This is a genomic window from Eubacterium sp. An11 (assembly GCF_002161065.1).
In the GTDB taxonomy this organism is placed as follows: Bacteria; Bacillota; Clostridia; order Lachnospirales; family Lachnospiraceae; genus Anaerobutyricum; species Anaerobutyricum faecale.
This window is the reverse complement of the sequence record NZ_NFLV01000033.1, coordinates 1-11577: the sequence shown is the minus strand read 5'-3', so window position 1 is coordinate 11577 and position 11577 is coordinate 1. Positions and strand designations below refer to the sequence as shown.

General features: G+C 44.4%; 8 protein-coding genes. 3 read left to right on the top strand and 5 right to left on the bottom strand.

The genetic code is table 11. The features are described from left to right. Positions 1-412: 412 nt before the first annotated feature. Positions 413-2758, bottom strand: coding sequence for a hypothetical protein (locus tag B5E53_RS16120; RefSeq protein WP_087316878.1), 2346 nt, complete (start codon positions 2756-2758; stop codon positions 413-415). Positions 2759-3136: 378 nt separating this feature from the next. Here B5E53_RS16120 and B5E53_RS16115 point away from each other — a divergent pair, with 378 nt between their 5' ends. Next, positions 3137-4633 carry an IS1182 family transposase gene (locus B5E53_RS16115; protein ID WP_204245538.1) on the top strand — a complete coding sequence of 499 codons (1497 nt, stop codon included), beginning with the start codon at positions 3137-3139 and terminating at the stop codon, positions 4631-4633. A 38-nt stretch (positions 4634-4671) separates the two neighbouring features. On the opposite strand, the gene B5E53_RS16110 is transcribed toward B5E53_RS16115, so the two are convergent. Both B5E53_RS16110 and B5E53_RS16105 read right to left on the bottom strand, forming a co-directional pair. Next, the gene (locus tag B5E53_RS16110) at positions 4672-5802 is read right to left on the bottom strand and encodes a DUF5711 family protein (protein ID WP_140401519.1); all 1131 of its coding nucleotides are present in this window, start codon (positions 5800-5802) and stop codon (positions 4672-4674) included. Positions 5803-6075: 273 nt separating this feature from the next. Next, positions 6076-7434: a LysM domain-containing protein gene (locus B5E53_RS16105; RefSeq protein ID WP_087316874.1), complete on the bottom strand. Its 1359-nt coding sequence runs from the start codon at positions 7432-7434 to the stop codon at positions 6076-6078. Between the two features lie 304 nt (positions 7435-7738). On the opposite strand from B5E53_RS16105, the gene yyaC reads away from it, so the two are divergent. Then, positions 7739-8317, top strand: a complete 579-nt coding sequence (yyaC, locus tag B5E53_RS16100) for a spore protease YyaC (protein ID WP_162611951.1) — start codon at positions 7739-7741, stop codon at positions 8315-8317. A gap of 279 nt (positions 8318-8596) precedes the next feature. Here yyaC and serC read toward each other — a convergent pair whose 3' ends face one another. Both serC and cysK read right to left on the bottom strand, forming a co-directional pair. Further along, a complete protein-coding gene (serC, locus tag B5E53_RS16095) occupies positions 8597-9679 on the bottom strand; it encodes a 3-phosphoserine/phosphohydroxythreonine transaminase (RefSeq protein ID WP_087316870.1) in 1083 nt (360 codons plus the stop codon). A gap of 235 nt (positions 9680-9914) precedes the next feature. Then, positions 9915-10817 (bottom strand): cysteine synthase A, encoded by a 903-nt coding sequence (gene cysK / locus B5E53_RS16090; protein ID WP_087316868.1) that lies wholly within the window; start codon positions 10815-10817, stop codon positions 9915-9917. Between the two features lie 345 nt (positions 10818-11162). On the opposite strand from cysK, the gene B5E53_RS16085 reads away from it, so the two are divergent. Next, positions 11163-11432: a hypothetical protein gene (locus tag B5E53_RS16085; protein WP_087316866.1), complete on the top strand. Its 270-nt coding sequence runs from the start codon at positions 11163-11165 to the stop codon at positions 11430-11432. Positions 11433-11577 lie beyond the last annotated feature (145 nt).

Below are 11577 nucleotides of genomic sequence, written 5' to 3'. Positions count from 1 at the left end.
TTCATATATTTCGCCATACATATCTGAAAAAAATTCAAAAACATCTTTTTCAGACAAAACATGCACTGGAGACAAAAATGCATCGGACAAATACTATCCCGGATAAAGAAAAGTGCCGGACAAAAATATGCCGGCGCACACAAAAAACCGGAACAGCAGCTGGATATCCAGCGGCCATTCCGGTTCTCAAGCATTTGCCGACAGCCGGTTCCGTGTGTATCTTTCCGGAAATGGGAACAGATCTTTGCTGGTCTGTCTGCCGGCCATACTGGTATTTTAAGTTATCGTGTTTTCTGACTGCGAGGGTACCGGACAGTCATTTTCTTTTTCACTTCAGGTGTTAGTTTTCGCTTCAGATGTTGTTCTTTCACTCCAGGCGTTAGTTTTCGCTTTGGGTGTTATCTCCCGGATGTTATCGTATTCGCACGCTCTTCACTTTGGAGAATGCGGAATCCACATCGGCGTTGGAAGCGTTCTTTGCCACAGCTTTCACCTTATAATAGTAGGTTTTGCCTGCGGTAAGTCCTTTGTCCTTGAAGGTAAGCTTCTTGGTGGTTCCGACGCAGAGATATTTACCTTTCTTCTTGGTGGAACGGTAAATCTTATACTCGGAAGCTCCGCTTACTTTTTTCTTGATCTTGATGACTGCTGTCTTTTTAGCGCCGGCTTTTACGGACTTAATGACTGCCTTGCCGGTTTTCGCTGTGGAAGCGAAGTTCACGGAACCGACGGTCTTGCAGCCCAGTGTCCGCTGATTGTATTCCTTAAAGGATGGCAGAGTCACTGCGGATGCTTTTGTGGTTCCCGGTACAAAGGACGGCGTCGGAGGAACTGTCTCTGTGTCCGCATCAGCCGCATAGGCGATGACATAATACTGGTAGGATACGCCGTCTTCCGGTCCGTCCTGGATGGCGTCTTCTGACTCTGTAAAATATGATGTCTTAAAGGCTGTCGGTTTTCCATTGGCATCCCACGCCGACTCATAATAACCGCCAGGATACATGTCATAGGTATAGTCAATCATGGAGGTACCGGTAAACTGATCGCGGGCATACTGATAGTTTCTATAATAATAGGTCTTTGACGTATCCAGCTTATGATCAATGACTGCGTTTTCCGTGCCAACCGCCGCGTTGACTGCTGCCACATTGACCGCCACCGGAGCCTGAGCGCCCACATATTCAGTGACCATCTCTCCATAATTATTGGCATAGCCGCCCAGATCTTTATCCTTGACCAGAGAGCCGGCTCTCACACGATATACCTGGTAGTAGGCTGCGCCGGATACCGGAGACCAGGATACCTGCACGCCGTTTCCAACATTTCTTGCGGACACGGAGCCGACCAGACCCAGACTCTTCTTGGTTTCAACGGTACGAGGCTGGCTGACTGTATTGCCCTTGTAGGCACAGATTCTGTACTCGGTGGAAGTATCATAAGTACCGTCGCCTCTTTTCACCATTTCTGCCTTGAATGTATATTTAGTGGCGTTCTTGCCCAGACGTCCGATCTCCACCCAGTCTGACTTGTCGTCATTGCGGGTTCCGTCGGCGTTATAGACTTCCACGTATTTCTTGATGATATATCCGTCAACACCGTATACTTTCCGCCATTCTGCCGTCTCATCGCCGTAGGCATTGTTATAGGTGCTGGTGAAAGTCGGCATACCAAAAGCCAGATCTACGCATGCATTTTCCTCTATGATGATATCAGAATCATCTTTTACCTTTTTGTCCTTCGGCAGAATTGCCCGGACAATATATGTATACTTTTCATTGGCCTGAGCTTTTTTATCGGTAAATTTCTTCTTCTTTTTGCCAAGAGTCTTCAAAAGAGTGTAGGAACCATAAGAATTTCCTCTTCCTTCTGAAATCTCTGTGGTGTCGGAACCGCCGTTGGAACGGTAAATCTCATAACCGGAGGCTCCCTTTACCTTTTTCCAGGACAGCTTCACTTTTTTGTTTTTCTTGATTTCTGCCTTGAGTTTCATGGAAGCGCCCTTGGTGATCCGCTTCAAAGTTGTGTCCTTGCCGTATACGATGGCGCCGGTATCCGGGTCTTTATAATACGGCCGTACTTTGTAAGTGTACCAGGTGTTGGCGTCAAGGCCGGTATCTTTGTAGACATCTCCTGCTACGGTGGCTATCTTCTTAAACTTTTTGCCCACCTTGCGGTAAATCTGATAACCGGTCGCTCTGTTCTCGCTCATATCCAGAGTGATGGACTTTTTCTTGATGCTGGTAGAAACATAGGCTTCCATGGTCACATCGATGGAGATGGCATTGGACGCCGGACTGAAATAATCCGCTCTCTGCGGCACAGCACTGATGGTTCCCGCATAATAGGCATCCCATGCAGCATCATAGCCTTTCTCGTCGAACAGATACGCGACCACCGTCTTGCGGCCCGGCTTTAAGTCGCCGTTACCGATGGTATACTCGGTATCTTTGGCACTGGCACTTCCTTCATCGTTGTGATAACCGTAGAAACTCTCCTTGCCGTTGTCGGAATCCTTCGCCCAGCGGCCGGTCTCGCTTTTCTTAGGATCGTTGTTCCCGTATACATTAAAGTACAGCGTCTGCCCCGGCTGTAAATCCGCATACCGGAACGTCCACGATGTCACGCTCTGACTGCTGCCGGTCTGCTCTTTCAGAGAAATGTTCGGTGCTGCCACAGCCGCGTCTGCCTGGAAATGTATTCCCGCCGCCATAGCAAAAGCAATCGCGCCAAGAGTGAGTCCCTTTGCATATTTTTTCATAAATCCTCCTCCTTTACACATAAAAATAATCTTTATGGTGTACCCTCCCGCTGCCAATTGTGAGATTTGACAGTAAATGTCACTATCGACAGCTAATTTTCTATACTATATCATATTTTTTCTATAATTTCATTAATTACTTTACGTTTGTAGTACATTTTCGTAAAATCTTATACAGACAAAAAAGACCCGGCAAATGCCGGGTCCCAGACTGTAGACAAAGTCCCCGGTTTACACCGGGGCTTTTCTATTGCAGTTATCAACATTTCAATAATTCTTCCGGTTTTAGATACAAAAAAATTCCTTACTTATCAACTCTAAAGTTAAGCGGTACACTCCCTGCACATGGTATAATTATCCTATAAGGAGGTTCCGCTTATGATGACAAGAGATACCGATAAAAAAAGAGAACAAATGATGATGTTCAGCATGGAGGACATGGTGCCAAAGGATCATATGCTCCGAAAGATCGAGCGGGCAATTGACTGGAACTTTATTTATGATCTTGTAGAAGACAAGTATTGTGCGGATAACGGAAGACCGAGCATAGATCCGGTGATGCTGGTCAAAATCCCTTTTATCCAGTATCTCTATGGGATTAAAAGTATGCGCCAGACGATAAAAGAAATCGAAGTGAACGTAGCTTATCGTTGGTTTCTCGGTCTGGATATGCTGGACTCGGTTCCCCACTTTTCTACTTTTGGAAAGAATTATACCCGCCGTTTTAAGGATACGGATCTGTTTGAACAGATCTTTTCCCATATTCTTGAACAATGCATGAAATTCCATCTGGTAGATACATCCACTGTGTTTGTAGATTCTACCCATGTAAAAGCCTGTGCTAACAGCAAAAAAATGAGAAAGAGGATCGCATCTCAAGAGGCTCTGTGGTATGAAGAAGAGTTAAAGAAAGAAATCAATGAAGACCGTAAAAATCATGGAAAGAAACCTTTAAAAGAAAAAAAGGATGATTCGAATACACCTCCCACAGCGGGCGGCGGCACTTCTGGTGAAAGCAGTCCTTCAGACGAAATCCCGGAAGGAGCCAAGACGCAGAAATGCAGTACTTCAGATCCGGAAAGCGGCTGGTTCCGAAAAGGCGAACATAAGCATGTTTTTGCATACAGCATAGAGACTGCATGTGACAGGCACGGGTGGATCTTGGGCTATACTGTACATCCGGGGAATGAACATGACAGCAGGACATGGAAGCCTTTGTATGACAAAGTAAAAGATCTGGATATGGAGATGATGGTATTAGATGCCGGATACAAGACTCCGGCAATTGCCAGAGAATTGATAAAAGACGGGATACAGCCTTTGTTTCCGTATAAAAGGCCCATGACAAAAGATGGATTCTTCAAGAAATATGAGTATGTCTATGATGAGTACTATGACTGCTATATCTGTCCGGCGGATCAGATCCTTACTTATCGGACAACAAACCGGGATGGTTACAAAGAATACAAGAGTGATAAAAGCATCTGTAAAAACTGTCCCTATCTTTCCAAATGCACGGAAAGTAAAGAACATGAGAAAGTGATCAACCGGCATATCTGGGAAGAGTATCTGGAAACCAGTGAGGACATCCGTCATACTTTGGGGAATAAAGAAATTTACATGTTGAGAAAAGAAACCATTGAGAGATTGTTCGGAAGTGCAAAAGAACAGCATGGATTTCGATATACACAATATATCGGGAACGCCCGGATGAAAATGAAAGCCGGGCTGACCTTTGCGTGCATGAATCTGAAAAAGCTGGCAAAGATTCTGGATGCAAGGGAAATAAAGGACAAAAAATCAGGATTCTTTTTTATCCTTTATAAAAAAATATGGGAATTTGTATTTTGGCAAAAAGAGCGGTGCTGGAGCTAGGCTCCAGCACCAACTTTGTCTACAGTCTGAGAGGAATCTCATTCCTGAGATTCCTCCTGCTCATTTTCTGCATCGCTTCCCCAGAAGCGCAGCTGCATCTTCGCTATCTTATCCTGAAAAACCACCTGATAGGTTCTCCATCCGCCCATAGGAAGTATCGCTTCAATGGCATTTCCATCCAATTCATCCTGAAACAGAATCTTACCTCTGGTATTAATAATAGTACATTCATTATTCTGAACAGCAATAATCTGTTTCCCTTGCATTTCTATGGAATCATAATTCATATCAATGTCTGTATCCAGCTTTTTACCACCGGATTTATTATAAAGACAAATTCGATACCTGCCTTCATCGGGGTTCTCTGAATTGTCCAGCACATACCCTATACATTTTTCTCCCAAAAAGATACTCTCGATACTCTGTTCGAAGGTAATTTCCTTTTTCATCTCCGGTTCTCCGGAAACATCATAATAATAAGTAGCTGATTCTCCAACCGCAACAAGAGTATTATTGTCAATAAAATGAAGTCTGGCTATGAGAAAATCTTCATAATCAAAACCTCCGGCGAGACTCATTCCTTCTGTCTGCAGCTGTCTGCTGAAATCATAAAAAGCAACTGTTGTCTTTGAACTCATTCCATCGATGGCCAGATAACTCACAACCAGTTTGGAACCATCCGGCGAAATTGCTGCCGTCAGAGGATATCCTGTCTCATCCACAGAAGACCGCATATCCGCCACCAGATTGCCCTCCACATCATACATCTGGATAAGATTACTGCCTTCTCCCTGCAGAATCACTTCTATCGTTCCTTTCTCTGACACGCCAGCTTGTATCACCGGATATCGCACTGTAAAATCTTTCACCTGACCATTTACATCAAAGAGCATCAGTGTATTGCCGCCCTTATCCGCCAGAAGTATATACGGTTCAGCCTTTACAAGAAATGGATTCTGGAAAGAGACCGGTATATTCCATTCCGCCACTCCAAAGTTCCGCTGATACTCGATACCATTCTGGCCGTATTTGATATATCCATTGGCAAAAGGTTCATACTGTACATTATCATTGTTCTCTGTTTCCGTTTCTTCTTTATATATATAGTACTCGCACCTGCTGTTATTAAGCATATATAGTATAAGAACAACGAAAAGAATAATTATCACAAGAAAAATTCTCCGGGCCCATTCTTTTTGTTTCTGTCTTTTATGTATTTTACGCAGTTGATCTTTCTTGTTGGTGAAAATTTCAAAATTATAAATGTTCTTTGCCATATGTTCACTCTCTTTACTTATTTGTCGTACATGTACTTCCTTCCAGTGTATATTTTCGCATTAAATAATACCACCGGCCGTTTTTCCATGAACAGTAGCCATAGAGCTAGTGTACACTGCATTCAGTTTTTCGTCAACTTGACATTTCGCCATCATTTTTCGGCATCAGTCTTCCATGGGTGGAATCTTCAACACCTGACCGGGATATATTTCATCCAGATTTTCTATCTGATTCGCCTCCGCCAGCGCATCAATATAATCATAGGACTGATAAATTTTCATAGATATTCCCGCCAGCGTATCCCCCTGGCGAACGGTATACTGATTGCCAATGTAACTCCAGGATTCAGTCACATCATCTGGTTCCTCCTGTGTAAAAATATCCGCATTGGTCTCCCGATCATCCTCCGCACTACTGCTTCCTTCTGTCACACCTCCTCCTGCACTGTCTGTGTCCACCATACCATTGTCCGTTTCACTTTCCCTGCGACTCTCGCTTCTTCCCCTGGTTTCTGTACTGTTTCCTGCAAAATTTTCCGTTGTCCCTGCAGATGATATTGCCTCTGTTGAGGATTCATCCTGGACGGAGCTGTTTCCGGCAGAAACAGACGCAGAAGAAGCCTCCTCCGAATCCGCTTTATTTCCAGTCTCCCGCGCTGTCTCCGTAGAACTTGCCTCCGTACTGTTATCTGCTTTTTGATTTTCCAGCGTCTGCTGTTGAAAGACTGCTTCCGCATTCTCTTCCTGCCTGAACTGCTGAACCGAACGCACGCCATAGAAAAGCACCATAATCATCACCAAAACACCGGCCAGAGAAGCGGGGCCAAACTTTGGTGCCGTCTTTTTATGCAGGGATTTTTTTTGCTTCATTGCTTTTTTATAATTTCTTACTACAGAAGAGTCCCTCAGAATCGTAGCTGATTTTCGCTTGTCCTCCGGACTGTGTTCTGTTTCGCCCTCCGCCAGCATGTAATTTTTCATTTCCTGATTGGTTTCATAATAAATGTAATATCCTCTCTGTTTTTTAAGGGAATAATTTTCAAACTGATAAAAGGCATCTTCATTTTCCAGGGCGTCTATCATGTACAGCACTTTATTTTCTCCGCTGAAATTATCCATATGTGTCCGTATGATTTTATCGTTGAGTTCCACGGAAAATCCCATCCTCGACAGAAACCAGCCCACGATTTCCATCTCCGGAAAGAAATTATCCCGGATACGATAAATCTCACTCCAGTTTTCTTCTGTAAACACACTTTCTTCCAGATCGAATTCAAAGTTCTGACAGGCCGCTGCTCCGCTGATGAACAAACACTGTCCCACTGAGGTCTGATAGATATTGCCAAAGAGAATTGCTCCCCGGGCATATAAATTACCTGGCTGCGCTAATTTATTCAAATATGTATATACATAATCTTCCATATAAATTTTCTTTGTCCCCGGATCTCCAATCTGTCTGAAATTTTTAGGCAAAGCCCTTGTCTGCTGCTCTGGATTATTTTTGATTTTCTGTTCATTTGCCATGATTTTTCCGCCTTTCTATTATAATTGGGAGATTCTGCTGTCACTGATATCGATGTATTATTCTCACCGCCTGTAGAGGCGGGAGTCTTTCCACATCCGACAAAACTGACAGGTGCCGATTCTCCTTGTGATCTTTATTTTTGTGGAATCATCATAGCACTTCTGTTTCGCTTTGCTCTCCGTTTTCTGTCGAAAGATTTCGTATTTTTCTTTCATTTTTACGCAAAAAAATGTTTAAATCCTCTTCATGACGTCAAATCTTTTTGATAGAAATGTTTCACGGGAACCGAAGGGAGGAAAAATCATGTTTTTTAAAAAGGTACCGCAGTCACCGCAGTATTTTCTACCTGACGCCGCACATGACTCAGAAAATGTACAACAGTCTTTTCTGGCGCAGGAGCTGGCCCGGGAAATCACCTGCCGGAAGGCGCGCAGCGCCACGCTGATCACCCTCTGCATCGGCACCGATAAGATCACTGGTGACTGTCTGGGGCCGCTGGTGGGCACCAAACTTCTGGAACGCGGCTACCGCCATCCGGTTAACGGAACATTGCAGCACCCTGTCCACGCTGTCAATCTTCTCTCCACCATTTCTGCCCTCCAAGAAAATTACGCCCATCCCTTCCTTCTGGTCATAGACGCCGCCGTGGGCCCTGCAGAAAAAATCGGCTGTATTTCCCTTTCCCGCGCTCCCATTTCTCCCGGCAAAGGAATCTGCCGGCCGCTGCCGCCAGTGGGCAATTTATCTCTGACCGGTATCGTCGGAGAGGCGTCGGAACACTGCGCCGCCGACCTGCCTTACACAAGACTTTTCGTGGTAAATACTCTGGCGGATTTTATCTGTGGGGCTGTGCTAGCCACTGAAAAGCTGCTGGCAAAGTAAAACCCGGCGGAAAGAATCCCGCCGGGCTGCTTATCTTTTTATTTGATTTTTGCGCTGGCGCTGACACCTTTGGCACGAAGAATCTTCTTGTACAACTCTCCTTCCCTTCACAAAAAAACAGACAGAACCTTCTGGCACGTGTTTGATGCGCGGCTTTTTGGCTCTGTCTGTTTTATATTTGACATAAATGTCAGGTTTTTATGCATTTTTAGCAACTGTCATGCAGATGCTCATGACAGTCATTATTTTAAAAAAGTATCTGCCTGTGGCGGAATGGTTTTATGCGTTCTCTTTCTCGAATTTCTCCATGAATTCTACAAGTTTCTGCACGCCTTCGATTGGCATTGCATTGTAGATAGATGCACGCATACCGCCGACAGTTCTGTGGCCTTTCAGGTTCACGAAGCCTGCAGCTGTTGCCTCGGCGATGAATTTAGCGTCCATGTCTTTGTCGCCGGTAACGAACGGTACGTTCATGAGGGAACGATCTTCTTTTACGACGGTTCCTTTGAAAAGCTTGCTCTGGTCAAGGAAATCGTAAAGGATTTTTGCCTTTTTCTCGTTGCGTTCTTTCATTGCCTCGAGGCCGCCCTGTTTTTTGATCCATTTGAAGACTTTGCCGCAGATGTAGATGCCGTAGCATGGCGGTGTGTTGTACAGGGAATCAGCGTCTGCCTGTGTTTTATATTTGAGCATGGTAGGTGTTCCTTCCATGACGTCATCGCGGATCAAGTCTTCGCGGATGATCACGATCACCACGCCGGCCGGGCCGATGTTTTTCTGCACGCCGCCATAGATAACGCCGTATTTTGTAACGTCTACCGGTTCGGACAGGAAACAGGAGGAAACGTCAGCTACTAATGGTTTGCCTTTGGTATTTGGAAGCTTTTTGAATTTTGTTCCGTAAATGGTATTATTCTCACAGATGTATACATAATCGGCGTCCTCGTCGATCGGCAGATCGGAACAATCCGGAATGTAGGAAAATGTTTTGTCCTCAGAGGACGCAACTTTCACTGCCTTGCCGTAACGGCAGGCTTCCTGATATGCTTTCTTTGCCCACTGACCGGTTACGATGTAATCAGCTACGCCGTTTTTCATCAGGTTCATCGGAATGGCAGAGAACTGCTGAGATGCTCCGCCCTGTAAGAACAATACTTTGTAATTGTCCGGAATGTTCATGAGATCTCTTAAGTCCTGTTCTGCTTCTTTGATGATGGTATCGAACTCTTTGGAACGATGGCTCATCTCCATAACGGACATGCCGCAGCCTTTGTAATCCATCATCTCTGCTGCAGCTTCCTGCAGTACTTCTTCCGGCAATACTGCCGGGCCTGCTGAAAAGTTATATACTCTTCCCATTTTTCATATCCTCCTGTGTCTGCTATATATTGTTAGTTACTAAATTATCAACATCTATAAATTGTATTTTTAGATGAAAATACTGTCTGAAAAATATCTTTTTTCTTACAGTGCCTGTCGGACTATTATATACCTAATATTGCAGTTTGGCAAATATTTTCTTGCAAAACACTGTCAAACAGTACATTTCTTGTTGCTATTCAACCCCGAGTCGCACACTATCTGCACCTGATGCTTACAGAAGTCCGGTGCTGAAGTAACGCTCCATTCTGTCCGGCAGTACGGTGGCGATGATTTTGTCCTTGCCGTATTTTTCTGCCATTTTCTTACATGCCCAGATATTGGCGCCGGATGAGGTTCCGCAGAGAAGTCCCTGTACTCTCGCCAGATCTCTGGTGGTATTCATAGCGTCATCATCGGTTACTGTGACCACTTCATCAATTAAGGATGTGTCAAGAACCTCCGGAATAAAGCCGTCGCCGATTCCCTGAATCTGATGCAGTCCCGGTTCATCGCCGAGAAGAGCGGATACATTTTTTGGTTCTACGGCACAGACAATGAGGTTCGGGTTCTTCTCTTTGAGATACTGGCTGATGCCCTGGAGGGTTCCGCCGCTGCCGAGGCCGGAGACAAAAATATCCACTTTTCCATTCAGATCTTCATAAATTTCCGGAGCAGTGGTCAGATAATGAATCTCCGGGTTGTGCGGATTCTCAAACTGCTGCGGCATAAAGTAGTCGTCAGACTGTGCCACGATCCGGTTGGCCTCCGCCACACAGCCGTCAAGGCTTAACTTTGCCGGGGTGAGTACCAATTCCGCACCCAGGGCACGGATGATTTTCTTTCTCTCCTCACTCATATTTTCCGGCATAACGATGATTACCTTATAGCCCATACGGATGCCGCAGAGCGCAAGACCAATACCGGTATTACCGGAGGTCGGCTCCACAATGGTCATGCCTTTTTTCAGTTTTCCTTCTTTTTCGGCCGCTTCGATCATATTTTTGGCAACACGGTCTTTAATGCTTCCGCCAAGGTTTAAGAATTCGGCCTTCGCGTAAATCTGGCACCCCATGGTCGGACTTAAATCGACCAGAGGAGTGTTTCCAATCATATCTAAAACATTTTTTACTACCATGATATCTCCTCTCACTTCCACAAGCTGTTGTTACATTTCTATTATTATTCCTGTGGGACAGATTCTGTCAGGACAACGCCTCACAGAACTGTTATGTGTATCATTTATTGTTTGTCAAATATTTGTCACGTGCAACAAGCTTGATTATAGCACAGAACTAAAGTGTTAGACAATATTTTTATATGTCACTTGTTTATAAAATGTACGTCTTCCGGGAATTTTCATTGTAATTCACTGTAATTTCTTTTATAATGAAGATTATCTTCGCAACGTAGATTCTGTCTGAACAGACTGAAATGTGTCACCGGTCAATATTACTATATTTAAGAATTAAGGAGATTTCCCATGAGAATATGGTGCAAGCTGTTTAAGAAAAACCGGATGCTTAAAGATACAGTCATTGAGAATTATGATATGAAAATGTCCAGGACCGCCAAAGTTTATGACAGCCTGGAACAGGCCTGCTATCAGTTTGATCTGGAAAAGCCTATATGGCTGGATAAAAATAAACAGGAGTTTATCCGCCATGCCAGAACCCGCTTTTATCAGGATAATTTTATCGAGCAGATTGATTTTGATTATCTGGATTTTCAGGTGATCGAGGAGGATTATTGATTTAAAAAAGAGACCTGTACAGGCTTTTGGTGTGCTACCCGTCAAGTAGACAATGAAAAAAATAAAATTTTTGTGTTGCCCGGTTTGTACCGGGCAATATTTTTATGCGGCTAATAACCGTTCATGAAATTCAAACGGTGTTAAT